The organism is Streptosporangium amethystogenes (genome assembly GCF_000721075.1).
GTDB classification, from domain to species: domain Bacteria; phylum Actinomycetota; class Actinomycetes; order Streptosporangiales; family Streptosporangiaceae; genus Streptosporangium; species Streptosporangium amethystogenes.
In genome coordinates this window covers 128,722-151,883 of sequence record NZ_JOEQ01000031.1, presented here as the reverse complement: position 1 = coordinate 151,883, position 23,162 = coordinate 128,722, and the positions used below count along the sequence as shown (strand labels likewise).

Sequence of the window (23,162 nt, the reverse complement as noted above, 5' to 3'; positions counted from 1 at the left end):
GGACGGGCCCGCTCTGTGGAGCAGGGAAGGATCTGGAGGGGTACGCCGTACCGGCCGGGTGGCCGGTACGAAGACGGGGCGAGCAGTGCGCAGGTGGTTGTTCGCCTTGGACGGGACGCGAGGTGGCGCCGGTAACTGAGCCGGGACGCCTCGGTACGGGCGGTGGACGGACGCGTCGATCGCAGACGACAGCGCGACCGCCTGGACAACGACGCCGGTACGACAGGCACGACCGGCGGTGCCTGCCCGGGACGGCGCTGGACGGGTATCGGCGGGATCTTCTCGGCCGGGGTCGGCATCTCATCCGAGGCCCGCTCGCCGGGCCGCCGATCGGCTACCGGTCCGACTTCGTCGGCCAGGGCCTGCTCGGCACAGCATTGAACGGACACCCCAGCCGGGATCTGCCCCGCGGACCGCGGAGCCGGTACCGACGGAATCGTCTCGGCCGGGGTCACGGGGGTGGACGGCTCGAAGCAGGGCAGCGAGCGGTCTCCGGTCCGGCGGGCCCGCAGGCGAATGTCCAGCAGGGCACCGGAGGGCTGGGCGTACTCGTGGTCGGCGGGCCGGTCGGGGCAGCCGTGCGCGTAGGGGGCATGCCCGCAGACGGCACACCCCATCGGCATCGGCACTGTATCGGCGAAACAGCCGCAGTTGCTTACCGTGGTCCGGTCGAGAACCGGAGCACTAGGGTTACTCACGGGTCAGGAGGTCCTTCCTGGTCAAGGCCCCGGTACGGCGTGGCAGCGCCTGCCGGGGCCGTTGCTTGGATGACTGCGGTACGGCCGTACGTCTCAAGAGGCCGTCCGGTCGCTGCAGTGCTGGACGAGCTCATTTTGGATCTTGCTTCACAACACTTAACAACTATGAAGTACGGACGTCCTTTGTCGTCGGTTATTTATAACTCCTCACGGTGGGTATCCCGGGGCGACAAGAGATGTCTACGGTGATCTTGTGACGATAGTGTGGCGTGCAAATCAGCCGAAATGGGTGCAGATAGCCAACGTGATCAAAGGTCGTATTCGAGACGGCACTTACGTGGTTGACGAACCCGTCGCCAGTGAACATCTGATCGTCCAGGAGTTCGGAGTGTCTCGGCCGACGGCTCGCAAGGTGCTGGTGCGTCTTCGTGAAGAGGGCGTCGTCTACGCCGTTCGGGGTCTGGGAACATTCGCGCGATCTCCCGAAGAATGGGAAGTGGCTGAGGACTGAGAGCCCCGACGTGTAGGTGCGAGTGATCACCTGCTCGACTTCGTCATGATCACCTCACTCATGGCAGTTACACCATTGGGCCATCATGCAGTCACGGAGTGCAATGACACAAGTACTGTTCGTATAGAATTTTTGCCAAATCCTGAGCAGACTAAGCAGCACGACGAAGAGTCCCGCGGTCCGGCAGCGTCGCCTGGGCCGTGAACTGCGACGACTCCGAGAGCAAGCAAAGCTCACCCCGGAGGAGGCCGCCCGCCGGCTCGGGTGGAGTCGGCCAAAGCTCAACCGGATCGAGAACGCACGAATCTCGGTGACTCCCTCGGCTGTCGCCGATGCCTGTGACCTGTACGGCGTGGACTTCTCGACCAAGGCCGAGCTGGTCCAGCTCTGCAAGGACGCCGCCGTACGCGGCTGGTGGTCTGCCTACTCCGACGTGTTCACCGGCTGCTACATCACACTCGAAACCGAGGCGACGGCCGTCCGCACCTGGGAGCCGATCCTGATTCCGGGCCTGCTCCAGAGCGAGGAGTACGCCCGCGAGATCATCCGTGCGACAAGGCCGGAGTTGACCAAGACCCAGCTGGACCGGCATGTCAGTGCTCGGATGACCCGGAAGGTCAGCCTGCTCGGATCGGGTGCGTCGACGTTGCACGCCCTCGTCGACGAGGCCGCGTTGCGCCGCCCGGTGGGGTCGCCCGGTCTCATGGCCCGTCAGCTCAACGACCTCCTCCAGATCGCGGACTGGTCCAACATCACGCTCCAGGTCCTCCCCCTGGCGGCCGGCGCACATGGTGGCGTGGAAGGCGCCTTCTCTGTACTGAGCTTCGATGAGGAGGAGCCGGACGTGGGCTACACCGAATGCCCCAGCGGAGACGTCTACGTTGAAGCGGCCGATCAGATTCTGCGGCTTACCCTGACATTCGAGCGTCTCCGCAGTGCCTGCCTGTCCCCCGAGAAATCCGCGGCGCTCATCGCCGCGGTGAGGAGCAGCCATGATCTCCCCTGACCTGTCCGGCACCGAGTTCCGCAAGTCCAGCCTCAGCGGCGGCGGCAACAACTGCGTGGAAGTGGCCACCAACCTGCCGGGCCTTGTCGCTGTCCGCGACAGCAAGGACCCGGTCGGCCCCACGCTGGCCTTCTCTCCCGCAGCTTGGAACGACTTCCTGACAGGCGTCCGCAGCGGAGAAATCTAACCCGACCACGAACGTCGCACGGCCGAAACCGACCCAAAACCCCTCGGCCATGCGGCAACCTACGCTGGTCGGGGGCACTTCGACTCCGGGATGATCGCCGTTGCATGCCCGGAGAGCCGTGGATGGTTGAGTCGGGAATGATCTCCCCATCTGCCGTGTCCCAGGCAAGCCCAACCTCCTGACTTCTCCGGATCAAGGCCGCCTGTGCCCCTTAGGGCATCCCATGGTCGCGGCTGATGTGCACACGAAGACGGCCGATCCTCCGTCGCCGGGCTGTTGCCCCTCGCCTGGCGATCGTGAGGGATGTACGTGACGGCTAGGTTGGGTCGCCATGGACGGGACATTAGGCACGATAGCCACCGCGGCTGGCATCTTCGCCGGTACCAACGTTGACGACATCATCGTGTTGACCGTGCTGTTCTTGTCCAACCGTGCCGGCGGGCGGCCCAAGGTCTGGCAGATCTGGGTTGGCCAATACCTTGGGATCGCGGCCTTGGTCGTGCTGTCGATCATCGCCGCGCTTGGGCTCACGATCGTCCCCGACGACTGGGTGGGCCTGCTGGGTCTGCTCCCCTTCGCGCTTGGCGTCCGGGGGCTGATCAACGCGATCCGCGTCCACAGTTCCGGCGAGGACAGCTCACCGGCCGTGGCCGGCGGGCTGGTCTCGGTGGCCGGGATAACCCTCGCCAACGGCGCCGACAATGTCTCGGTCTACACCCCGGTGTTCCGCACCATCGGTGCGGTCGCGACCACGGTCACCATCGTGGTGTTCGTCGTCGGGGTCGCGATCTGGTGTCTGGCCGGCTCCTGGCTCGGCTCCCACAAGAAGGTCATCGGAATCATCGAACGCCACGGCCAATGGATCGTCCCGGCCGTGTTCATGCTGATCGGCGCCATCATCGTCATCGAGTCTGGCGTTCTCGGTAAGATCTTCTGATCCTCAGCACTTTGAGGAACCTACGAATTGGTCAGGGCCGATGATCGAAGCGGTCTTTCGGCATCGTACTTCTGCTCGGCGGTGCGTCATGGCGCGTCGTACTGGTCGTGGCGGGCATACAGCTCGGTCCACTCCTCCTGCGTGAGCTGACGGCCGGAGGCGACGATCTCGGCGAGTTCCTCGAAGTACGCCTCCCGGGGCGCTCCCGGTGTGAACAGCACCAGCATCGACGCGGGTGTGCCCGAGTTGTTACTGAAGGCGTGCACCCCGCCCGGTGGCACATAGAGGAAGTCGCCCGGTGTGGCGTCCAGCCACCGTCCCCCGTTGTTCAGCGAGACGGTGCCCTCCAGGATGAAGAACGACTCGGAGAAGGTCCGGTGGAAATGGGCGCCGGGCCCGTTCGGGATCGCGGCCATGTCCCAGCGGTACAGACCGAACTGGCCTGCGGTCGTCGCTCCGGTGGCGAGATAGCCGACTCGGGACTTGACCCCGATCGTGAGGTCCGGCCGCGTGTCGGCAGGCCGGTAGATCGCGCTGTCGGTGCCATGCTCGGCGAAGTACTGCGGTGGTGGATAGGACATCGGTGTGCTTACCTCGAAGGTAGATCACTTGCGGCTGACCGCATCATCCTACGAAGTCGTGGTGGCCCATCTAAAGATCCAATTCCTGTCCGTTTCATTGGGCCGATCCTGGCGCGAGCGGATCACCGTGAGGCCTGGACCCGATGCGATCACCTACGTCAAGAAGACCCCACCCAGGTTGGTGTCACGACCGTTCGATACCCCTGGTAGAGCGGCTGGCCGACGCTCAGGACGCGTGGCTGAGCCGCATCGATCGACGATGCGGGAAGGCGGCGGACTCGTCGTAGGTCTTGTGCTTCTGCAGGCAGTTGAACAGGCATCTGCGCGGCGCGCTGGAGTGCCGGTCGTCCTCGGCGCGCCGGTAGTCGTAGTGGCCTCTGGGACCTGGAGCCCTTAGGGAGGCGAAGGACCACACGTAGCGGGCCATGGCCAGCGGGTTGACTACGGTGGCGCGGTGAGAGGCGGAGGGCTGGGAGGATGAGCGGATGACCATACGTGTCCTGATCGCCGACGACCAGGAGATGGTGCGGCGCGGCCTGCGTCGCATCCTGGAGAGCCAGCCGGACATGGAGGTCGTCTGCGAGGCCGCCGACGGGGTGTCCGCGGTCGAGATGGCCCGGAGGTTCCAGCCGGATGTGGCGCTGGTCGACATCCGCATGCCGAGAATGGACGGGTTGGAGGTGACCAGGCTGCTCGCCGGTCCCGACGTGGCCACCCCGATCCGTGTCGTCGTCGTGACGACCTTCGACCTCGACGAGTACGTCTATCCGGCGCTGCGCCACGGCGCGTCCGGGTTTCTGCTCAAACGATCGGGTCCCGCCCTCCTGATCGAGGCGGTCCGGGCCGCTGTGGCGGGGGACAGCCTGATCAGCCCGTCCGTGACGGTGCGACTGCTGAAGCACGTCACCGGAGCAGGACCGAGGCAGGGGCCGGTGACCGAGCCGCTGACCGAGCGGGAGATCGAGATCGCCGGTCAGGTGGCCGAGGGCAAGACCAACGCCGACATCGCCGCCGAGCTGTTCATCTCGCCGGGCACCGTCAAGGCCCATGTGGCGAGCGTCCAGCGCAAACTCGGCGTGCGGAACCGGGTGGGCATCGCCGTACGAGCCTGGGAGATGGGCTACGCCCGTCCCCGATGACAGGGGCTTCGGGGGGCGCGATTCGTAAGACGATGCGGAGCGTCGAGACCGGTGGGCATGCGATACGGGGATGGCCGGAGGCTCCAGCCGGGACGGTGAACAGCCGGATCAAGCGAGACAACGCCGGTTCGTAGTGCTGCGTACGCTCACATTCATGACCCGAAGCCGGATCCGCGCCTTCCTGTGCGCCATGGTCGTCGTGATGGTGCCGGTCCCGGCCGTACTCGCGCCTCCGAGCGCGCTCGTCGTCGCCTGCTCGGCCACGCTGGCCATGGCCGCCGCACTGTCGCGCTGGCCGTACCGGGGGATCACGCTCGCCAGAGCGGCGAGCTTGGTCACGGTGGTCTCCTTCGCCGTCGCACTCGTCTACCAGGGACGGCACCAGTTCGTCGGGCTCTGGCTTCCCGTCGAGATGTGCGCGTTGCTGCTCCTCCTCGGGAGGGTGGTACGGCGGCTGCCGGGATGGCAGGCGGCGGTGATCGGAACATCCCTGGGTATCGCGATCACGGTCGAACTGCCCCTGCGCCTCACGCTGCGCATGCCCAATCCGACGGCGGAGACGTCGATCCTCGTCTGTTTCATGTCTTTCTTCCCCGTGGCGGTGGTGGCCGGTATCGCGCTGTATCTCAGGTCTCTGGACGACCGGCGGGTGCGTGCGGTGGCACGGGCACGCCGGGCCCAGCGGCTCGACGTGGCCAGGGACCTGCACGACTTCGTCGCCCACGAGGTCACCGGCATCGTGCTGGAGGCCCAGGCGGCGCAACTCGCCGACCAGGATCCGGAGGGGGCACGGGCCCTCGCCGTACGCGTCGAGGAGGCCGGACTGCGGGCGCTCGCGTCGATGGACCACATGGTGGGCGCGCTGCGCGACCCGGACGAGCGAGCCGCGGCGGAGCCGCCCCCGACCAGGATGTACGGCTTGGCGGACCTGCCCGACCTGGTCGGCCGGTTCTCCGCGACGGGAGGGATCCCGGCCGAACTCCAGCGGGCCGAAGAACCGGCCGATGATCGGAGCGGTGCTCCGGATAGTGATCCGAACGGTGAACGGCCGGAGAAACCGGCCGGAACGCTGCCGCGAGAGATCGAAAGCACCGCCTACGCCGTGGTGCTGGAGGCGCTGACCAACGTACGGAGACACGCGCCCTCGGCGACCCGGGTGCTCGTCTCGACCGTCCGTACCGCCGGTCCCGCACTGGAGGTGTCCGTCGTCGACGACGGCGGCGATCGGCGCGATCGCCCGCAGGCGTTGACGGGGAAGGACCGGCCTGGCGGGGGTACCGGCCTGATCGGCCTGGCCGAGCGGGTCGAGGCGCTCGGAGGCACGCTCACCACCGGCCGCCACGGGAAGGGATGGCAGGTCAGAGCAGTTCTGCCGGTGCCGAACGCCCAGACGGGAACGACCGTCGGCCCTGACTCTCCTTCGCGCGCCGTGACGCCGTAGGTCCGATCAGGCGGACGGGGACTCGCCGGGCCACCGGAGGCGGTCCGGCGCCAAAACACGTCCCGCGCCTTCGCGCGCCGTGACGCTTTAGGTCCGATCAAGGGGACGGGGACCCGCGGAAACGCATGCCGCGCCTCCAGCGGCACGGGCGTGGGGAAGGCGCCGGATATCTGCCGAACGGTAGATGCCACCGAGCGCCGAGGGACTGGATCCTGCTCGGGATGCCCAATCCCCACGCATCGGAGGATCTGATGATTGCGCGCAAGACGATGACGTGTGCCCTGGTGACGTTCGTGGCCGTGGCGGCCCTCACCGGCTGCGCGGACGCCTCGAACGCGACACCGCGCCAGACGACCTTCCCGTTCGGCGGCAGGACGCTGGACGTGCGGGCGCACGAAACCCCAACGGACCTGGTCGCGGCGGACAGGAAGGACATCAAGGTCACCCTCTGGTTCGACGTGAAGGGCACCAATCCGTCGTCGAGCTGGTCCCTGGACGGGAAGACGCTCAACCTGCGGGCCGACTGCTCCGGGTGGGCCGACTGCTCGGCCCGGTTCAGGGTCGAGGTGCCGCGCGAGGTCAAGGTCCTGCGCGACGGCCGCAAGACGGACCTGCGAGGTACGCCCTCGGCAGGCAAGCCTTCCACCGGCACAGCCGGCACGGGCACCGCCGCCTCCACCGGCGTGAAATGACCCCGAACTACCCCAAACTACACCGACGAAACAGGATAAAACGGGTGAACGGCACATCGCATCACGCGGCGGCGACGGGACCACCGATGCTCGAACTGGTGGATGTCTCCAAGGTCTACAAGGGAGGCAAACGGGCCGTGGACGGCATCTCCATGCGTCTCGGCGCAGGACTGCTCGGGCTCCTCGGCCCCAACGGGGCGGGGAAGTCGTCGCTGATGCGGGTCGCCGCGACGGTCACCCGCCCGACTCGCGGAAAGGTCCTTTTCGAGGGGACGGACGTCGTGTCCCGGCCGGACGCGCTCCGCGCGGCTCTCGGCTATCTGCCGCAGGACTTCGGCGTCTATCCCCACCTGACGGCCAGGGAGTTCCTCTCCTACCTGGCCGCCGTCAAGGGCTTGTCGGCCCGCTCGGCACGGGTACGCATCGGCGAACTGCTCGAACTGGTCAACCTCACCGAGGCCGGTCGGCGGCCCCTGGGCGCGTACTCCGGCGGCATGTTGCGCCGGGTCGGGATCGCCCAGGCCCTGCTGGGCGATCCCCGGGTGCTGATCGTGGACGAGCCGACGGCCGGGCTCGACCCGGAGGAGCGGGTACGGTTCCGCACCATGCTCAGCGACCTGGCGGCGGACCGGGTGGTGCTGCTGTCGACGCACATCGTCTCCGACATCGAGTCCGTGGCGTCCGACATCGCGATCGTGGCCCGGGGACGGCTGCTGCGACGCGGCAGCCCGGAGGAGCTCCTGAGGGAGGTGGACGGCCAGGTGTGGGAGACGGTCGCCGGGCCGTCCGACGCCGTCGCCATGCGGGAGCGGTACGTGATCAGCCGCATGATCCGTACGGCGGGCGGGACACGCCTCCGGTTCCTGTCGCCCACGCCGCCGGGAGGCGACGCCGTACCGGTGGCGCCCGACCTGGAGGACGTGTATCTCGCCGTCATCAACGGTCCCGCCGCATGGGCTCCGCAGGCCGGGGGCACCGCGGGGGGCACCGCGGGGGGCACAGGTGGACGGGCGGTGACCCGGTGACCGCCCGGGCGCCGATCGCGCTCGCCGTCGCCGACTTCCGGGAGCGGATACGGCGTCCCGCGTACGCGGTGACCCTGCTGGCGGCGGTCGGCCTCGCCTGCCTGGCCGTGCCGGAAGCGGGCTCCCAGTGGGTGATCATGGATGTCGGGGGCTACCGAGGCGTCTACACCAGCGCATGGATCGGAACGGTCACCGCCCTCGCCGGCGCGTTGTGGCTCACGATGGGCGGGTTCTACGTCGTACGCGACGCGATCGCCCGCGACGAGCGCACCCGGGTGGGGCACATCCTCGCCGCCTCGCCGCTCCACACGTCGACATATCTGATCGGGAAGTTCCTCAGCAACTTCCTGGTGCTCGCCTCGATGGCGGGCGTGCTCGCGGTGGCGGCGCCGCTGATGCAGTTCGCGCGGGGCGAGTCCGGCACGCTCGATCCGATCGCGCTGCTGCTTCCCTTCGCGCTGATCACGCTGCCCCCGCTGGTGCTGACGGCCGCGGCGGCGGTGCTGTTCGAGACCGTGCCACTGCTGCGGGGCGGCGTGGGGAACGTCGTCTGGTTCGTCGTCTCGATGGTTCTGCTGCTGGGGGGCCAGACGCGGAACGCTCCTCTCGGGGGCATCGGGGTGTACCAGGCGGCCGAGTCGATGCGCGCCGCCCTGGTCGAGCAGGGGATCGACGTCAGCGGCCGGGAGTTCAGCCTCGGCCTGACGTCCGTGGCCGAGCCGTTGCGCACCTTCCGATGGGACGGCTTCACCCCCGACGCGGCTTTCCTGGAGGGTCGGCTGGCCCTTCTCGCGGTGGGGATCGCCGTGGCGCTGCTGCCCGCGCTCTGGTTCGGCAGGTTCGATCCCGCGCGCGGACCCGCCACCGTGCTGTCCGAGCCGGGCAAGGCCCGGGAGGGGGCTCAGGACGAGATCATCGGGCACCTCCCGCGCGATGTCCGGGAAAGGCCCGGCATGGGCGGACCCGTCGGCCGTCCCGGGTTCCCGGTGACGATGACGGCGCCGGTACGTGGCCGGGTCTTCTGGCGGCTCCTCGCGGGTGAGCTGCGCGTCCTCCTTCGGGGCGTCTCGCCGTGGTGGTGGCTCGTGGTGGCGGCCGTGACCGTGGCCGGTTTCGCCACTCCGGAGCCCGCGACGCTGCTCCCTCTCGCCTGGATATGGCCGGTGCTGGTCTGGTCCCGCCTGGGCACCCAGCGAGTCGAACACGGCCTGGAGGGGCTGCTCGGCGCCTACCCGGCAATGCGGCGCGGGCTTCTGGCGGAGTGGGCGGCCGGGGTGGCGCTCACCGTCGTGACCGGGATCGCGCCCGCGGTGCGGATGGCGGCCACGGCCGACTGGGCCGGGGCGGGTGCCTGGGCGGGGGGCGCGCTCCTGGTTCCCGCGCTCGCGCTGGCTCTCGGCGTGGCCTGCCGTACCCACCGGGTCTTCCAGGTCGTCTACCTCGGCCTGTGGTACCTGGCCTTCAACGGTGTCGCGGCGCTGGACTACATGGGCGTGGTCAGGTCGGGAGGGCTTCCGGCCGGGCCGTCGCCGCTCGCCGTGGGCGGCCTCGCCCTACTCCTGGTGTGCGCCGCCCTGGCGGTCCGTACGGCACGGCACGCCGTGAGGTGATCCGGCATCCCAGCTGGTCGTGCGATATGGATGGAATGTAACGTTAGGTAGCAGTGGGGGTGCGCTATGAATAAGATCATCTGTGTTGCGGCGCTCGTCGCGATGACCACGCTCGCCACTGTCGGCGCCGGCTACCCGATGGACGGCGTGGGCAAGCAATCGGTCAGCCGGGAGCAATATCGGATCCTCCTCAACCAGTGCAGGTACGCCGATACCGGGGCCGCCCGGCGGGAGTGCCGCGCGGAGGTCCGGCGGACCTACACCATCGGGGCGAGAAACCCCGGCCTCGACTGCCGGACGTACTCCAGCATCACCGTGTGCGGCGAACTCAAGCTGAGCAAGAGCGAGAGGCAGTGCGTGCAGGACTCCGTGCGGAGCGGCCTCACCTACCGCCGCTCCGAGGTGGAGTGCTACGCGCTGTACCCGGGGGGCAACTGAACCGGCGGCGGGTCCGATGGTGAGCGGCGTCGACGCGCAGGATGATCGAGGTGGCCGGACTTGGTCCGGGCCATGCTGTGACGTTCCATGTCACCGTCACCCGCCGGTCGCTCACCCTCACCGCGTACGGCCTGTGATGAGAAGTCCAAGCTCCAGTTCACGTCGAGACGTCAGCGGGATGAGCTCCCGAGTCGGGAAACTCGGGGTCGTACTGACGATCAAAGCTGGACGTTACCCGAAGGCTATCTGTCGCTGCAGGTCAGCGGTATGGCCGCGCGTCACGCCGAGCTTTCGGATTCAGTATGGGGTCATTTGGTTTAAGTTTTGCACCCGCCATACTGGATTTTCCCAGTTCAGAGCCATGTGAAGGGCTCTTTGCTGTTCCGGGACGCGCGGCCGCAGGCAGTCAGAAGCAGTCGTATGTCACCGGTCCACCAATATGCGTGAGATGATCTTGAAGGCGTTTTTCCAGGTCGTTCCGGGCTTTCCGGGCGGTTCACGAGCGGAAGGCGACCTCGGGAACGCCGAAGGGTCCCGGATTGCTTCCGGGACCCTCTTCGTGCGGCGAACATCTCAGGCGACCAGCGCGTCACCGATTCCGACCGTCGAGGCACGTGGCGCGGACGACGGCACGCGTCTTTTTATTCTTGACCACCCGAATTTCCTCTCCTCGTCAGCCATTCCCCGACGGTCGTCGAAGGTATGGCTGGTCAGGCATGGTTCCTTTCGATCGAAGCGGGCGATGGTGGTGACGTGCCACCATAACCGGACTTGACCGTCCGGTTGCTACCGTAGGTGTCATGTTCAGCACACGGCGACCCAACAGAGGCCCCAGCGCCGCGGCGGAGAACCGGGCGGCGCTGATCGCGGCAGCCCGCGAGGTGTTCGCCGCCGATGGATACGATGCGCCGCTCACCTCGATCGCACGTGCGGCCGGAGTCGGCCAGGGCAGCCTGTACCGGCACTTTCCCGATCGCGTCAGTCTCGCGCTGGCCGTCTTCGAGGACGGGGTCAGGGAGATCGAAGTGCTCGCCGCGGAGCCCGGCACCACCCTCGACGACATGCTGGCGCTGATGACCGAGCGAGCCATCACCTCGACCGCGTTCATCGACGTGGTCAGCGCCTCGGCAGACGCGCGCCTCATCCATGTGCGCGACCGGGTGTCGGAGTTGCTGGAGGGCCTGCTCTCCGAGGCGCGGGAGGCCGGCCGGGTACGCGAGCATGTCACCGCCGATGACCTGGTCACGGCTATCGGCATGATCGCGGCGCTGCTGGCCAAGATACCGGCGGACACCCGGCGTGAGACCGCTGACCGTGCTTGGCTGCTCCTGCGCAAGGGCATCGACGTCTGATCGTCACACGTCGGCGGCGGGGTGCGTTGCCGGAACAGACGGCGACCACCGGCCGCGACGCGCGGCTCAAGCCGTAGACGTCACGTCGCCTCGGCGTGGCCCCGGGCTACCACGATCACACTCTGCGCTGGGCTTGAACGTGGCCGGTCGTCATCGGGCCGCCCCGGCGGCCGCGTCCGTTCGAGGGGATCGCCCAAGCCGTGTGCTGTGGCGATCGGGGGATCGCCACAGCACACGATCTTGTCATCGGTCGCTGTTTAGAGATTCGACGCGGGGGTCAGCCCACGCGACAGGAGACGGACGGCCAGGTCCAGTTCCCGTTGTGCTGGATTGTCATGCCGAAGGTGTTTCCATTGCCGTTCGGCCTCATCGTCATGACGTTGCCAGTGCTGTCCCAGCTTGGGGTGCCGTTCCAGGTGGCGATGGTCTTCTGCGGGCTCTGTACGGTCACCGTGACGATCCACGAGTTGGTCCCCGAAACCGTGATCGACAGATTGAACCGGTCGCTCCACTGCTGACCCTGGGAGATCGTGGCCGTGCAGTTGCCGCCGCCGGGCGGAGGCGTGATCGTCGGGGTAGGCGTCGGGTTGGTACCGTCGGTCGGCGCGACGGCCCTGCCGGTCGATGGCGAGATCATGCCTGCGCACAGGTTGCGACTCTTGAGGTTCGCGACGATCTGCGGAATCGCAGCGATTGTCGTCGAGTAATTGTCGTGCATAAGAATGATCTGGCCGTTCTGCAGGGTGCCGGCGGCCTGCACGATCTGGGCGGTGCTCGCGCCGTTCCAGTCCTGGGAGTCGACGTCCCAGATGATCTCGGTGAGACCGAGCTGCTGTTCGATCGACTTGAGCGTGGAGTTGGTCTCTCCGTACGGTGGCCGGAACAGCTTCGGTGCGGTGCCGGTTATCTGCTGGATGGCCTGCTGGGTCTGCTGGAGTTCCGACTGGATCTGCGAGCTGCTCATCTGGGTCAGATGCGGGTGGGTCCAGCTGTGGTTGCCGATCCACATGCCGGCGTTCTGCTGGGCTCTGACCAGGGAAGCGTTGTTCTGGGCGTTCTGGCCGATGTTGAACAGCGTGGCTCGCACTCCGTTCGATGTGAGCGTGTTCAGCAGCGTGTTGGTGTTGCTGGGGTTGGGGCCGTCGTCGAAGGTCAGGCCGACGTATCCGGCGCTGCAGTTGCCGGGAGTCGTGGGGGTCGGAGTGGGGACGGTGGTGCCGGAGCCGCCGAGTGCCGTGAGCACGGCGTCGTACGCCGGCTTCTTGTTGTAGTTGCTGTCGAAGAGCAGCGGGGTGCCGCTGCTGCGCCACGAGTAGTTGTCCGGGATGCCCCACACAGTGATGCCCGTGCAGCGGGACACCGCGAGGCAGGCGTTGACCACTGAGCGGTAGCTGTTGGCCTGGGCGGTGCCGGAGCCCTCGATGTCCAGTTCGGTGATCTGCACGTCGACGCCGAGCGCGGCGAACTGCGCGAGGTTCTGCTGGTAGTTGCCCGGGACCGGGGACTGGCCGTTGAAGTGGGACTGGAAGCCGACGCAGTCGATCGGCACGCCGCGGGTCTTGAAATCCTGGACCATGTTGTAGACGGCCCGGGTCTTGGCGGCGTTGGCGTCGTCGGTGTTGTAGTCGTTGTAGCAGAGCTTGGCGTCGGGGTCGGCGGCCCTGGCGGTCCTGAATGCCTCCTCGATGAAGCCGTTGCCGAGCCGCTGCTGGAAGACCGAGTTGCGCCGGGCACCGCTGCCGCCGTCCTCGAATGCCTCGTTCACCACGTCCCAGGAATGGATCTTGCCCTTGTAGTGGGCCATCACGCCGTTGATGTGGTTGTTCATCGCGGTGCGCACGTCGCCGGCGGACGACAGGCCGCTGACCCAGCCGGGCAGCTGTGAGTGCCACACCAGGGTGTGGCCGCGGACCTTCATGCCCTTGCTCTGCGCGCGGTTGACGATCTGGTCGGCGGGCCCGAAGTTGAACGAGCCGCGAGAGGACTCGACCGTGTCCCACTTCATCTCGTTTTCGGGGGTGACGGAGTTGAACTCGCGGTCGAGCACGGTGGTGTACGAAGACTCGCCGAGGTGGTTGGCGGCGACGGCGGCGCCGAAATAACGGCCCTTCTCCGCGGCCGACGCACCGAGGGTGCTGGCGGCGCTGGCCGGGGCGGACAGGGCCACGGCGAATGCCGCACCGAGGATGCCGACGGTACCGATGACGAGCGCGTTTCGGACACCTGACCGGTGTGTCCGGTGTCTGCCGGGCGGGGAGGCATTGTCGATCATTTCTGCTCCTCCACTGGAACATTGATCGGAAATGGGGGATGTGCGTACGGCGCCGGTAGGTCACAGGGCCGCGTTGAGCCGGCGGTCTGTCGTTGGTCACCCGGGTGTCAGGTATGGAGAGCTCTGTCCGGGACTCATTGTGGAAAGGCAACCGAAAGGTGTCAATGGATTTCCGGAATATTTCGTTACAATGAATGTTTCATGGATGAAGTATGCGATTTTACCTGGAGAAACTCGCCGAAAACTTTCGGAGCCTGATGAAGCTACTCAGTTCTCTTTGGTCGGTATCCGGAGCGAGGAGGTCGGCATCGGCGTGTTGGGTGTCTGAAGCGCGGCGGGTGGGAGACGGCCCGCCGCCTACTCGGAGGCCTCGGCGACACGCGTCCTCAATCGGAGAGGAGCCCCGCCGCCGGCGGGGCTCCTCTCGTATGTTCGGCTGTTCGCGGCCGTCATCGGGAATGCGCGTCGGCGGTCAGCCGGCCTTCCGCGCAGGACAGGTCGGCGCCTCGAATGCCACGCCGTCCAGGAAGTTGCCGGCCGTCGGGGTGCCTCCCGCGGCCGACACCGACTCGAAGGCGAATCGGGTGGTGGTCTGTCCCGGAGGTACGACGTACACCCCGGTGTATTGGCGCCAGGCGGTGTTGTCGTCGGAGATGTCCGGGGAGGAGGCTCCGGCGGGGGTCTGGGCCACGGTCGCGCCGGGGGCGCCGATGAGCACCCGCATCACGTCGGTACCGAGGCGGCCTCGGTGATAGAGCGACCAGGTCATCGGTGTTCCCGGAACGGTGGGCACGTCCTGGTAGAGCGTGGAGACCTCGCTGGCGTTGAGTTCGGCGAACTGCCGGCCGTCGGCCGCCGGGACTCCGCTCGCGCCGCCCCGCCAGAACTCCAGTTTGTTGTCGGTGGCGGTGGTGTGCCAGCCGACGCTCGGGTTGGTGGAGGCGTCGGGGATGGACCAGTCGATCGTGGCCACCGGTGGCGCCTCGAAGCTGCCGTTGACCAGGTTGACCGGTGTGTAGTCGCAGATGACGGTGATGGTGACGGTGGCGGTGCTGGTTCCGCAGGCGGTGGTGATGGTGTAGGTGAAGGTGTCGGTGCCGCTGAAGCCCGCGGTGGGTGTGTAGATCACGTTGCTGCCGGAGATCGTCGCGGTGCCGTTGCCGGGTTTGGTGACGCTGCTGATCGTCGGTGCGGCGGCGGTGTCGTTGGCCAGGACGGGCACGCTGACGGGGGTGCCCCGCATGACGGTGGTGGTGGCGGTGTCGTCGGCGGCCCTGGTGGGTGAGATGGACTGCCCGTCGACGATCTGGATCGGGGAGGCGGGCGTGTTGCCTTCGAGCTGGCCCGGAGCGGCGATGACGCTACTGATCCCGGTCGGCCGGATGGTCATGCTGCCCCCGACGGTGCCCTGCCTGACCTGGAAGGTGATCACCTTCGCGGGTGGGTCGGTCTTGGTGCCCGACGAGGCGATCGACAGGGTGGTGCCACTGATGGTGCCGGCCCCTGACTGGCTGACGATATCGGCGCTTGCCAGCAGTGACGACAGGTCCCACGTGGTGGTGTAGCTCCTGACCAGCAGCGGCCACTGGGCCGTGCGGTGCGTCAGGGTGAGAGTGAAGGTGCCGCCCGGTGTGATCTGTCCGCCCCACAGGGAGGGGGAGGTGTCGACCGCGACCGACCCGCTGCCCAGCCTCATGCCGAGTACGTTCTTCCAGTAGTAGCTGACGGGGTAGGTCGTCTGCCCCGGCCGGACGCAGGGCGCGGCGGCGGCTCGGGTGACGGCCTGCCGCACGGTGGTGGCGGCGTGCGCGTCGGCACCGGCCGCCACCTGTATGCCCGATGTGGCCAGCAGCGTCAGGAAGGCGCAGGCCAGCGCGGTGAGCGCGGACCCGGATCGTTGTGACATCAACGCTGAACTCCCGGTCTGTATTAGGGATGTCTTCGTAGATCGACTTCACAGTGAAGCTACTCTCCGCATTCGCCCTGTCGCGTTAGGTGCTGAATTGCGTGATCCCCGTGTCGCACCGCGTGCACGGGGTCCTTCTTGAGGGCGTCCGGGTGATGGATGGGTGATGAGGACCTGTCGAAGGCAAAAGCGCAGTCCATGTCAAAATTGAAGTCGACTTCATATTTGGAGTGGAGTTAGACTTCCGGCCATGTCTGAAGGGCTGCGGGAACGGAAGAAGCGGCAGACGCGGCAGCGCATCTCCGATGTGGCCATCGGCCTGTTCGTGCGGCGGGGCTTCGAGCGCGTCACGATCGCCGAGGTCGCCGCTGCGGCGGAGGTTTCCGTGAACACCCTCTACAACTACTTCCCGTCCAAGGAGGACCTCGTCCTGCCGCCGGACCAGGCATCCCCGCAGCGGCTCGCCGACATCGTGCGGCAGCGCCCGTACGGCGAGTCCGCCGTGCGGGCGGTGCTGACCGGGCTGCGTGAGGAGGTACGGCGGCGCGACCGCAAAATGGGGCTGACCGACGGGTTCGGCCGCGTCTTCGAGATGATGCTGGCCGCTCCCACGCTCACCGCCCGGCTGGGCGACCTCGCCCAGCAGATGACCGACGCCCTCGCCGACGCCCTCGCCGAGGAGACCGGGGCCGCGCCGGACGATCCACTGCCCCGCATGGTGGCCTGGCAACTCGGTTGTCTCCACTCGCTGGTCTACGCCGAGATCGGCAGGCGCACCACGGCGGGAGAGAACCCCGACGCGATCGCCAAGGCTGTGCTGGCCCTCCTGGACACCTTCGAGGACCTGCTCGGCGAACGCGTTCTCGGCTATGCCGTACGAGAGGAACAAGCATGTTCAGAGTGATGATCCGCGGCAAGTTCGGCGGGCTGGACGACGTCGGGCGCGCCGCCGTCCTGGCCGCGGGGGGAACCGCCTTCACCGAGGCGGGAACCTTCACTCACGACTCGACTCTTTCGGCCTTCACCTTCCGCTGCGAGGTGCCCGCGGGCCTGGACGACGGCGAGAACGATGCCGTCCGGGAGGCGACGGCGGCGCTGGACGCGCATGGCCACCCGTATCAGGTCCTTCACGTCGAGGTGACGGACATGCGGCAAATCAAGATCCGCCGGAAAGGCCGGCGCGGGTGAGCCACTGAGACGAGGGTGTACGGGTCATCCCCGGCCACGACCGCTGACCAGTCACGGGACCCTTCGCTGGAGGACTGTCGAGTCCAGCTCCGCGAAGCAGGATGAGAAACGCTCACCGCGGCGTGCGGCGATTTTGTCGGGGGGCTGCCGTAGCGTCGTGGCCACGACCGTGGCGGGCATGTCGCGAATGGAGTCGACTCCGAGCCCGGTCGGACGATCCGGAGCGTGGCCGCAGTGCCGACACAGCTCGGCACCAAGGTCGGAAAGGAACGCCGATGAGTGGTGTACGAGTGCTGGTTGGCACGCGCAAGGGCGCGTTCATCCTGACGTCGGACGGCAGGCGCGAGCGATGGGACATCAGTGGCCCCCACTTCGGGGGCTGGGAGATCTACCACCTCACGGGATCTCCCGCTGATCCGTCTCGGCTGTACATGTCGCAGTCCGGTGGCTGGTTCGGACAGTTGATCCAGCGTTCCGACGACGGCGGTGCGACCTGGGAACCGGTCGGCAACCGGTTCCAGTACGAGGGTGTCCCCGGCACTCACCAGTGGTACGACGGCACGCCGCATCCATGGGAGTTCGCACGAGTCTGGCATCTCGAACCCTCGCTGACCGATCCGGACACGGTTTACGCCGGGGTCGAAGACGCCGCCCTGTTCCGCTCGGTGGACGGCGGGCAGACCTGGCGGGAGCTACCTGGGCTGCGCGACCATCGCTCAGGGCCCTCCTGGCAACCGGGTGCCGGTGGGATGTGTCTGCACACGATCATTCAAGACCCGCGCGATCCCGGGCGTATCGTCGTGGCGATCTCGGCGGCGGGTGTGTTCAGAACGGACGACGCCGGCAAGAGCTGGCGGCCGATGAATCGTGGCCTGCGGTCCGAGGGCATTCCTGACCAGGATGCCGAGGTCGGTCACTGCGTCCACCACATCGCGATGCACCCGTCACGTCCAGAGGTGCTCTTCATGCAGAAACACTGGGACGTCATGCGCAGTGACGACGCCGGTGAGTCGTGGTACGAGATCAGTGGCGACCTGCCCAGCGACTTCGGATTCCCGATCGCCGTCCACGCGCACGAGCCGGACACCGTCTATGTCGTTCCGATCAAGAGCGACTCGGAACATTACCCGCCCGAGGGAAAGCTCCGTGTGTACCGCAGCCGGACGGGCGGAAACGAATGGGAGCCGCTCACGAAGGGGCTGCCACAGAGCCACTGCTACGTCAACGTGCTACGGGACGCGATGGCCGTCGACTCGCTGGATTCGTGCGGCGTGTACTTCGGCACGACCGGCGGACAGGTGTACGCCTCGGCCGACGCCGGCGACAGCTGGGCGCCCATCGCCCGAGACCTCCCGGCCGTGTTGTCGGTCGAAGTCCAAACGCTGCCATGATCCGTGTCGTGCTCCCGGCGCATCTGCGGAACCTCGCACGTGCCGAAAGCGAGGTGAGGATCGACGTTCAGGGGCAGGTCACGCAGCGCTCGGTCCTCGACGCGCTTGAGGCCCGCTATCCGATGTTGCGCGGGACGATCCGTGATCACGTCACGCAGCGGCGTCGACCATTCGTGAGGTTCTTCGCCTGCGAACAGGATCTGTCCCACGAACTGCCGGACACCCCGTTGCCCGAGCCGGTCGCAACGGGGGCCGAGCCGTTCATGGTCGTGGGAGCCATGGCGGGCGGGTAGACGAGAAGCCCAGGCAGGGACGAATCTCTGACCTGGGCTTCTAGGGCGCGAAGAGCCACAGCAACTCCGCTTGTTCTGGGCGTACGGGAAGCGCCGGGTTGCCGGCCCGCGGGTAGATCTCGGCTGCTGCCCACTGCGTGGCTCGAACGCTGGACGCGGTTCCGATTCTGACTCCACGCGCACGCAGCTCGGTGATTAACCGCCTGGCATCGAACAGGTACACCGACTCGATACACCAGGGGCGAGTGCTGCCTCGTGACGAAGACGCTCTCGACGCGGGTCCCGTCAGCACGAGATAGAAGTCCAATGCCGGCCCCTCGGTTACGTCGAGAAGGCCCTCGCGCTTGAGGTACCACTTCACATTGACCGTCTGCCCGCGCAATGGGCCAGATGAGAACCGCCCGTCGACCGCGGCGGTCACGGCGGACGGCTCCAACTCGATTCCGAAGACCTGTGCCGCGATCCACTCGCCCAGATGGCCGGAGGCCACAGGGCGCTGGATAATCGATGCGATTTTCTCGTCGACAGAGTTACGCTCCCTCAACAGCCGCGCGACCTGCTCCACGTTGACGTCGCTCATGGTGCCCAGCTTTCCAGGGGACTGGATGAGGTGTTCAGAGATTGGGGATGACCGCGCTGCTCCACCACTGGGAGCTCACCTCTACCTCGGCCTGTATCGGCCGCTGCCGAGCAGGCACGGCGGCCCCCGGGCTGGGCCGCCGTGCCTTCGGCCTGTGTTGTTCAGTCCGCGACGAGGCGGGCCCGCTGGCCCTCGTGTTCGCGTTGGCGCCGGATGACGTAAGTGCCCGGTGGGCAGCCGGTGGCGCCGTGCTCGGGATGGAGCAGGTAGGCGACGGCCGAGGTCTCGAAGACGCCGATCGCCAGCTGGTCGGAGTCCAGCACATGGGTCGTCCAGCGGCAGGTGCCCGGGTCGGCGACGAGGGTGTGCGGGTTGCCCCCGGCCGCGCCGCGGAGTAGTTCGACCCCCTCGCCGGGCACGTCCTTCCAGTGGGAGTCGGGCCAGACCTTCACGGAGGAGGCGATGACGGGGAGCGGGATGACGATGAGGTCGCCCTGGGCCTGGAGGCCGTGGACGACGGGGATGCTCGCCGACCGCTCAAGGTGGTCGAGCACGGCGAGTCCGGTCTGCTGGGAGAGCGAAGCGAGAGTCACGGTCATGGAGATCACCTCAGGTTCGGCGGAGAAGAAGGGAGTACTGCTCGGCGGAGAGCCCGTAGGTCCAGCCGGCGGCGGCGATCGGATCGTCGAGGAAACCGGGCACGGTCAGCCCGTACCGGCGGCGCTGCCCGTCGCGTTCGACGGACCCGTTGACCGCGAGGAGCACCCTGGTCTCCCTGCGCATGTCGTAGAGCCGCAGCTCCGAGCCGGGGTTGCCGGGGTCCGGAGCGGAGGCGACCAGCCGCAGCCCGGCCTGGTCGATGTAGGACGCCCAGCCGATGTGCTCGATCGCGCACCGCCTGACCTCGACGTTGGCCTCCCGCCCGATCCGCTGGACGCTCGGATCGGTGATCACCCAGGAGGGCACCCGCGTCCCGTGCCAGGCGTGCACGTCCCACCCGTCGGCGTACCGCACCGCGGGGCTGTCCGCGCTGTGCAGCCGTACCTCGCCGTCGTCGCCGCACACCTCCGTGCGCATGGTGACGGGGCGCTCGGAGATGACGCACGCGCCTTCACGAGGCCACCACCAGCCACCTGACCGGGCCACCGCCGCCCACAGATCAAGCTGCCGGTTCTGCTCGGGGGTGAAGAGCACGCCGGCCGCCCGGCGGAGAGCGTCGTAGTGGGCGATCCAGGAGACGCACTGTGTGTCGTACCAGGTGCTCTGAAAGCGGTGTCGCGAGTCGTGCGCCGCCAGAAGCGGCATGCGCAGTGAACCTTCGGTGGACAGTGCGAGCGGGCTGCGAACCTTCTGGCGGATCAGCCGGTCCATCGACTGATGGCCCCATCTGACCTGGGCGTCGAGTGCCAGGCACAGCTGTCTCATCAGCGAGGAGAACTGTGACGGCAGTGGCCACGCGGACACCCGGTCGGCGGTCTCCGAGGGCCGGGTACGTATCCCCGGCGGGACGGTTGTCAGGGCCGTGACCGGCGAGGAGACCCAGTGGAAACGTGGTGGGGCGAGCCCGATCAGGTGGTAGAGCCCGGAGATGGCGGCCTCTGCGGCCGGACGGTCGGCGGGCAGCGTCGACAACGCCCGGCCCAGCCATTCTTCACGGATTTCAGCGGCTTCTCGCCGCACGAGAACGCTCACCGGATGAGGGTGGCGTCGTCCTTTCTCACGATCATGTCCGGCATGATGACAGATCGACGCGGCGCGCGTCTACCGCGGATGGGCACGGCTGTCGGATGGAGACGGGTTTTACTCGGCGGATCAACGATGCCGCTCTGAGGGCTCCGTGAACAGGATCCCCAGGCGGCCGAGGACGATCGCCAGGGCTGAGATTCCCAGGGAGGCAAGGACGGGAGAGTCGGTGACCCCGGCGAACGGCAGGGAGACAAGAAGCGCCAGGGTTATGCCCAGCCAGACGAAGACCTCGCGTGAATGCCGATTCACCTGCTGGATCTGGCGTCTGGCCAGATCATCTTGAGCTTCTGTGAGAGCATCCCGGTGCGCGGTCCGGAAAAACTGCGCATCGAGTCGGGCGCCTTGCTCGATCCAGCGAACAGACTCTTGATCGACTACCTTCTCCACTCGTGGCTTCATCCGGCCCTCCCTAGAGTCGGAACTCACTCCGATACGTTCCCGTGCCAAGGCCATCTCAAGCGCTTTCTGGTAGAAGAGCCAGACCGGCCGCCATGAGAATTGCCAGCATCCTCATGATCTGAGTGTCCCGCTCTCCAAAGGAGTTCGCCTCGGGAGAGTCGATCGTTAGAACGCCGTATGGCTTCTCACCTGCGATAACGGCTGCCGCGATGAAAGTTCGGTAGCTGCGTCCAGCCTCAAGGCCGGGGGGTGCGTTCTCCCGTATATCCGGATAATGGGCAAATTCGCCGGATTTGACAAGGCGGAACATGGCTTCGCCAGCTTTGTCCGTGCTGGACTTGGTGAAGACCGTGTCGGATCGGTCTGCTCGCCCGTCCGTGCCGTTGAAGACCGTGCACTTCATGGTGTCTCCGTTGATCCGGAAGAAGCCGCAACGGCTTTTGGGGGCGCTGCTGAGCGTGACGGCCGCTGTTACCACGCTCTGCATGAAGCTTCCCATGAGCTCCTGCTTCTTGTCTTTGCCTTCTTCTGCCGCTATCTCTCGCAAAAAGTGCACAGCGGTCGAAAGTGCTGTCCTTACTGCGAGGATGGATCGCCCCTCGATCTCCTCTTGCCCTCGTTTCGCGCGATACGCACGTACCTGGCTAATCGCTGCTGCGATTACTGGCCCCAATGCTCCCACGGTGGTGAGAATCAGATTCCTTGTCTGATCCTCGCCGCCCTGTCCTGCGAGTGGTCCGAAAATGACCGATATGGCCGTACCGCCCGCCGTCATCATCCATAGAACAAAATTTCGAATTATGGTGATGGTTTTTGGCCTGCGGATCGCCGCTTTGGACATTGTCGGGCTCCACCGAGGGAATATAGGGGGCGGCCTGTGAAGCCGGCATCGTTCCTGGGTGAACAGTGACCTTAGCTGAGGCTATTGGAGCGTGACAGGAGAAATGGGGAAGGTGTGTCCCTCTCGGGAAGAGTGCAAATCTCGCACCCTTGTGTTTGGGTACTTATTTCAGGTTTCTGTTAACCGAATTAGTCGTGGCTTTTCCTTTTCGGGGACCAATGTGCCATATAGGAAATCTTGGTGGGCGGTGCCTCCGTAGGACCTCTGCCGGACGTGCCCATGGACGCTCTCCGGTGAACGGGGGGCTCCTACGATCCCGGTGTCGGCGAACGTCGTACGGAGGTACGCGGGCGGGCAGAGCTGCGGAAGAGGAGGCGCACTCCCCGGAAAACAAGGCGAACAAGCCCGAAGAGAAGCGCCGGCTGGAACAGGAGGCCGGAAGATGCCCGGTTATTTACTGACGTCGCCGTCGAGGTAGACCCAGGTGTAGTCGTGGCGGACGAAACGGCTGTTCTCCCGGAGTTCGCCTGGACGGCCGCGTTCGGTGTAGTGGGCGCGGAACTCGACGGTGCCCGAGGTGGAGAACGGGCCGCCCTCGGTGCCGCCGAGGATCTCCAGGCGCGTCCAGCACAGCGCGGGGTCGAAGTCGACGCCGGGCGGCCTGGTCGTGGGGTGCCAGGTGCGGAGCAGGTACGCCTCGTCGTGCACGGCGAACGCGCTGAAGCGGGAGCGCATCAGCTGCTCCGCGGTGCTCGCCTTGGTCTCCCCGCGGTGCAGCCGGCCACAGCAGTCGTCGTAGGCCGAAGATAGCCCGCAGGGGCAGGTCGCCGGGGTGGCGCGGACCGGTCGCGGGCGTGGCGTGCGCGGGGACATGGCTCCATTGTGGCTCAGGCCCGCCGGTCCGCTCGCCCCCGACGCCCCTGCACGCC

The 23,162-nt window shown here is 67.0% G+C and carries 26 protein-coding genes; 15 read left to right on the top strand and 11 right to left on the bottom strand.

Annotated elements, in window-relative coordinates; genetic code table 11:
* Nucleotides 1-698: hypothetical protein (locus tag IG98_RS51150; protein WP_211264244.1), on the bottom strand; the 698-nt coding region annotated here is incomplete at its 3' end.
* A gap of 253 nt (nucleotides 699-951) precedes the next feature.
* On the opposite strand from IG98_RS51150, the gene IG98_RS49340 reads away from it, so the two are divergent.
* The 4 genes from IG98_RS49340 (at nucleotide 952) to IG98_RS0134080 (ending at nucleotide 3,339) form a co-directional block, all read left to right on the top strand.
* Nucleotides 952-1,209, top strand: a complete 258-nt coding sequence (locus IG98_RS49340) for a GntR family transcriptional regulator (RefSeq protein ID WP_169750230.1) — start codon at nucleotides 952-954, stop codon at nucleotides 1,207-1,209.
* A gap of 139 nt (nucleotides 1,210-1,348) precedes the next feature.
* Nucleotides 1,349-2,215, top strand: coding sequence for a Scr1 family TA system antitoxin-like transcriptional regulator (locus IG98_RS0134090; protein ID WP_084195842.1), 867 nt, complete (start codon nucleotides 1,349-1,351; stop codon nucleotides 2,213-2,215).
* Nucleotides 2,202-2,402 carry a DUF397 domain-containing protein gene (locus IG98_RS0134085; RefSeq protein ID WP_030921865.1) on the top strand — a complete coding sequence of 67 codons (201 nt, stop codon included), beginning with the start codon at nucleotides 2,202-2,204 and terminating at the stop codon, nucleotides 2,400-2,402. The genes IG98_RS0134090 and IG98_RS0134085 overlap by 14 nt, the downstream gene beginning before the upstream one ends.
* 331 nt (nucleotides 2,403-2,733) lie before the next feature.
* Nucleotides 2,734-3,339 carry a cadmium resistance transporter gene (locus IG98_RS0134080; RefSeq protein ID WP_030921862.1) on the top strand — a complete coding sequence of 202 codons (606 nt, stop codon included), beginning with the start codon at nucleotides 2,734-2,736 and terminating at the stop codon, nucleotides 3,337-3,339.
* Between the two features lie 86 nt (nucleotides 3,340-3,425).
* On the opposite strand, the gene IG98_RS0134075 is transcribed toward IG98_RS0134080, so the two are convergent.
* Nucleotides 3,426-3,920, bottom strand: coding sequence for a cupin domain-containing protein (locus tag IG98_RS0134075; RefSeq protein ID WP_030921859.1), 495 nt, complete (start codon nucleotides 3,918-3,920; stop codon nucleotides 3,426-3,428).
* Nucleotides 3,921-4,146: 226 nt separating this feature from the next.
* Nucleotides 4,147-4,413: a hypothetical protein gene (locus IG98_RS0134070; protein ID WP_037971921.1), complete on the bottom strand. Its 267-nt coding sequence runs from the start codon at nucleotides 4,411-4,413 to the stop codon at nucleotides 4,147-4,149.
* Between IG98_RS0134070 and IG98_RS0134065 the strand changes: the two genes are divergently transcribed.
* The 7 genes from IG98_RS0134065 (at nucleotide 4,406) to IG98_RS0134030 (ending at nucleotide 11,617) form a co-directional block, all read left to right on the top strand.
* A complete protein-coding gene (locus IG98_RS0134065; RefSeq protein ID WP_030921853.1) occupies nucleotides 4,406-5,059 on the top strand; it encodes a response regulator in 654 nt (217 codons plus the stop codon). The genes IG98_RS0134070 and IG98_RS0134065 overlap by 8 nt on opposite strands.
* Nucleotides 5,060-5,213: 154 nt before the next feature.
* Nucleotides 5,214-6,500, top strand: coding sequence for a sensor histidine kinase (locus IG98_RS0134060; RefSeq protein WP_051753311.1), 1,287 nt, complete (start codon nucleotides 5,214-5,216; stop codon nucleotides 6,498-6,500).
* A gap of 251 nt (nucleotides 6,501-6,751) precedes the next feature.
* Nucleotides 6,752-7,192, top strand: a complete 441-nt coding sequence (locus IG98_RS0134055; RefSeq protein ID WP_211264243.1) for a hypothetical protein — start codon at nucleotides 6,752-6,754, stop codon at nucleotides 7,190-7,192.
* A gap of 44 nt (nucleotides 7,193-7,236) precedes the next feature.
* Nucleotides 7,237-8,217, top strand: a complete 981-nt coding sequence (locus IG98_RS0134050; RefSeq protein WP_245651837.1) for an ATP-binding cassette domain-containing protein — start codon at nucleotides 7,237-7,239, stop codon at nucleotides 8,215-8,217.
* On the top strand, nucleotides 8,214-9,827 hold the full coding sequence (locus IG98_RS0134045; protein ID WP_051753310.1) for an ABC transporter permease: 1,614 nt from the start codon (nucleotides 8,214-8,216) through the stop codon (nucleotides 9,825-9,827). Before IG98_RS0134050 ends, IG98_RS0134045 begins: the two co-directional genes overlap by 4 nt.
* Before the next feature lie 66 nt (nucleotides 9,828-9,893).
* Nucleotides 9,894-10,265, top strand: a complete 372-nt coding sequence (locus IG98_RS0134040; protein WP_245651836.1) for a hypothetical protein — start codon at nucleotides 9,894-9,896, stop codon at nucleotides 10,263-10,265.
* Nucleotides 10,266-11,065: 800 nt separating this feature from the next.
* Nucleotides 11,066-11,617, top strand: a complete 552-nt coding sequence (locus IG98_RS0134030) for a TetR/AcrR family transcriptional regulator (RefSeq protein ID WP_030921837.1) — start codon at nucleotides 11,066-11,068, stop codon at nucleotides 11,615-11,617.
* Nucleotides 11,618-11,894: 277 nt separating this feature from the next.
* On the opposite strand, the gene IG98_RS53765 is transcribed toward IG98_RS0134030, so the two are convergent.
* Nucleotides 11,895-13,889: an endo-1,4-beta-xylanase gene (locus IG98_RS53765; RefSeq protein WP_051753304.1), complete on the bottom strand. Its 1,995-nt coding sequence runs from the start codon at nucleotides 13,887-13,889 to the stop codon at nucleotides 11,895-11,897.
* Between the two features lie 472 nt (nucleotides 13,890-14,361).
* Nucleotides 14,362-15,795, bottom strand: a complete 1,434-nt coding sequence (locus tag IG98_RS47615; RefSeq protein WP_030921832.1) for an Ig-like domain-containing protein — start codon at nucleotides 15,793-15,795, stop codon at nucleotides 14,362-14,364.
* 250 nt (nucleotides 15,796-16,045) lie between these two features.
* On the opposite strand from IG98_RS47615, the gene IG98_RS0134015 reads away from it, so the two are divergent.
* The 4 genes from IG98_RS0134015 (at nucleotide 16,046) to IG98_RS0134000 (ending at nucleotide 18,667) form a co-directional block, all read left to right on the top strand.
* Nucleotides 16,046-16,699, top strand: a complete 654-nt coding sequence (locus IG98_RS0134015) for a TetR/AcrR family transcriptional regulator (protein ID WP_030921829.1) — start codon at nucleotides 16,046-16,048, stop codon at nucleotides 16,697-16,699.
* Complete coding sequence (locus IG98_RS0134010; protein WP_245651835.1) at nucleotides 16,699-16,983, top strand: DUF6204 family protein; 285 nt, start codon at nucleotides 16,699-16,701, stop codon at nucleotides 16,981-16,983. Before IG98_RS0134015 ends, IG98_RS0134010 begins: the two co-directional genes overlap by 1 nt.
* A 275-nt stretch (nucleotides 16,984-17,258) precedes the next feature.
* Nucleotides 17,259-18,374 carry a WD40/YVTN/BNR-like repeat-containing protein gene (locus tag IG98_RS0134005; RefSeq protein WP_030921823.1) on the top strand — a complete coding sequence of 372 codons (1,116 nt, stop codon included), beginning with the start codon at nucleotides 17,259-17,261 and terminating at the stop codon, nucleotides 18,372-18,374.
* 8 nt (nucleotides 18,375-18,382) lie between these two features.
* Entirely contained in the window at nucleotides 18,383-18,667 is a 285-nt protein-coding gene (locus IG98_RS0134000; protein WP_245651834.1) for a MoaD/ThiS family protein, read from the top strand.
* Nucleotides 18,668-18,707: 40 nt separating this feature from the next.
* On the opposite strand, the gene IG98_RS0133995 is transcribed toward IG98_RS0134000, so the two are convergent.
* The 6 genes from IG98_RS0133995 to IG98_RS0133970 all read right to left on the bottom strand — a co-directional run bounded on the left by IG98_RS0133995 (nucleotide 18,708) and on the right by IG98_RS0133970 (nucleotide 23,106).
* Nucleotides 18,708-19,247, bottom strand: a complete 540-nt coding sequence (locus IG98_RS0133995) for a hypothetical protein (protein WP_030921817.1) — start codon at nucleotides 19,245-19,247, stop codon at nucleotides 18,708-18,710.
* Between the two features lie 161 nt (nucleotides 19,248-19,408).
* Nucleotides 19,409-19,846 (bottom strand): hypothetical protein, encoded by a 438-nt coding sequence (locus IG98_RS0133990; protein WP_030921815.1) that lies wholly within the window; start codon nucleotides 19,844-19,846, stop codon nucleotides 19,409-19,411.
* A 10-nt stretch (nucleotides 19,847-19,856) separates the two neighbouring features.
* On the bottom strand, nucleotides 19,857-20,939 hold the full coding sequence (locus IG98_RS0133985) for a DUF6745 domain-containing protein (protein WP_063766336.1): 1,083 nt from the start codon (nucleotides 20,937-20,939) through the stop codon (nucleotides 19,857-19,859).
* Nucleotides 20,940-21,059: 120 nt separating this feature from the next.
* Entirely contained in the window at nucleotides 21,060-21,392 is a 333-nt protein-coding gene (locus IG98_RS0133980) for a hypothetical protein (RefSeq protein WP_157594678.1), read from the bottom strand.
* Between the two features lie 55 nt (nucleotides 21,393-21,447).
* Entirely contained in the window at nucleotides 21,448-22,233 is a 786-nt protein-coding gene (locus tag IG98_RS51145; RefSeq protein ID WP_157594677.1) for a GAF domain-containing protein, read from the bottom strand.
* 450 nt (nucleotides 22,234-22,683) lie between these two features.
* Complete coding sequence (locus tag IG98_RS0133970; protein WP_030921804.1) at nucleotides 22,684-23,106, bottom strand: YchJ family protein; 423 nt, start codon at nucleotides 23,104-23,106, stop codon at nucleotides 22,684-22,686.
* Between the last annotated feature and the right edge of the window lie 56 nt (nucleotides 23,107-23,162).

Coding starts and splice junctions, on each gene's coding strand:
- IG98_RS0134085 (WP_030921865.1), top strand. CDS start 2,202: ATGATCTCCCCTGACCTGTCCGGCACCGAGTTCCGCAAGTCCAGCCTC.
- IG98_RS0134080 (WP_030921862.1), top strand. CDS start 2,734: ATGGACGGGACATTAGGCACGATAGCCACCGCGGCTGGCATCTTCGCC.
- IG98_RS0134075 (WP_030921859.1), bottom strand. CDS start 3,920: ATGTCCTATCCACCACCGCAGTACTTCGCCGAGCATGGCACCGACAGC.
- IG98_RS0134065 (WP_030921853.1), top strand. CDS start 4,406: ATGACCATACGTGTCCTGATCGCCGACGACCAGGAGATGGTGCGGCGC.
- IG98_RS0134070 (WP_037971921.1), bottom strand. CDS start 4,413: ATGGTCATCCGCTCATCCTCCCAGCCCTCCGCCTCTCACCGCGCCACC.
- IG98_RS0134060 (WP_051753311.1), top strand. CDS start 5,214: ATGACCCGAAGCCGGATCCGCGCCTTCCTGTGCGCCATGGTCGTCGTG.
- IG98_RS0134055 (WP_211264243.1), top strand. CDS start 6,752: ATGATTGCGCGCAAGACGATGACGTGTGCCCTGGTGACGTTCGTGGCC.
- IG98_RS0134040 (WP_245651836.1), top strand. CDS start 9,894: ATGAATAAGATCATCTGTGTTGCGGCGCTCGTCGCGATGACCACGCTC.
- IG98_RS0134030 (WP_030921837.1), top strand. CDS start 11,066: ATGTTCAGCACACGGCGACCCAACAGAGGCCCCAGCGCCGCGGCGGAG.
- IG98_RS53765 (WP_051753304.1), bottom strand. CDS start 13,889: ATGATCGACAATGCCTCCCCGCCCGGCAGACACCGGACACACCGGTCA.
- IG98_RS47615 (WP_030921832.1), bottom strand. CDS start 15,795: ATGTCACAACGATCCGGGTCCGCGCTCACCGCGCTGGCCTGCGCCTTC.
- IG98_RS0134015 (WP_030921829.1), top strand. CDS start 16,046: ATGTCTGAAGGGCTGCGGGAACGGAAGAAGCGGCAGACGCGGCAGCGC.
- IG98_RS0134010 (WP_245651835.1), top strand. CDS start 16,699: ATGATCCGCGGCAAGTTCGGCGGGCTGGACGACGTCGGGCGCGCCGCC.
- IG98_RS0134005 (WP_030921823.1), top strand. CDS start 17,259: ATGAGTGGTGTACGAGTGCTGGTTGGCACGCGCAAGGGCGCGTTCATC.
- IG98_RS0133995 (WP_030921817.1), bottom strand. CDS start 19,247: ATGAGCGACGTCAACGTGGAGCAGGTCGCGCGGCTGTTGAGGGAGCGT.
- IG98_RS0133990 (WP_030921815.1), bottom strand. CDS start 19,846: ATGACCGTGACTCTCGCTTCGCTCTCCCAGCAGACCGGACTCGCCGTG.
- IG98_RS0133980 (WP_157594678.1), bottom strand. CDS start 21,392: ATGAAGCCACGAGTGGAGAAGGTAGTCGATCAAGAGTCTGTTCGCTGG.
- IG98_RS51145 (WP_157594677.1), bottom strand. CDS start 22,233: ATGTCCAAAGCGGCGATCCGCAGGCCAAAAACCATCACCATAATTCGA.
- IG98_RS0133970 (WP_030921804.1), bottom strand. CDS start 23,106: ATGTCCCCGCGCACGCCACGCCCGCGACCGGTCCGCGCCACCCCGGCG.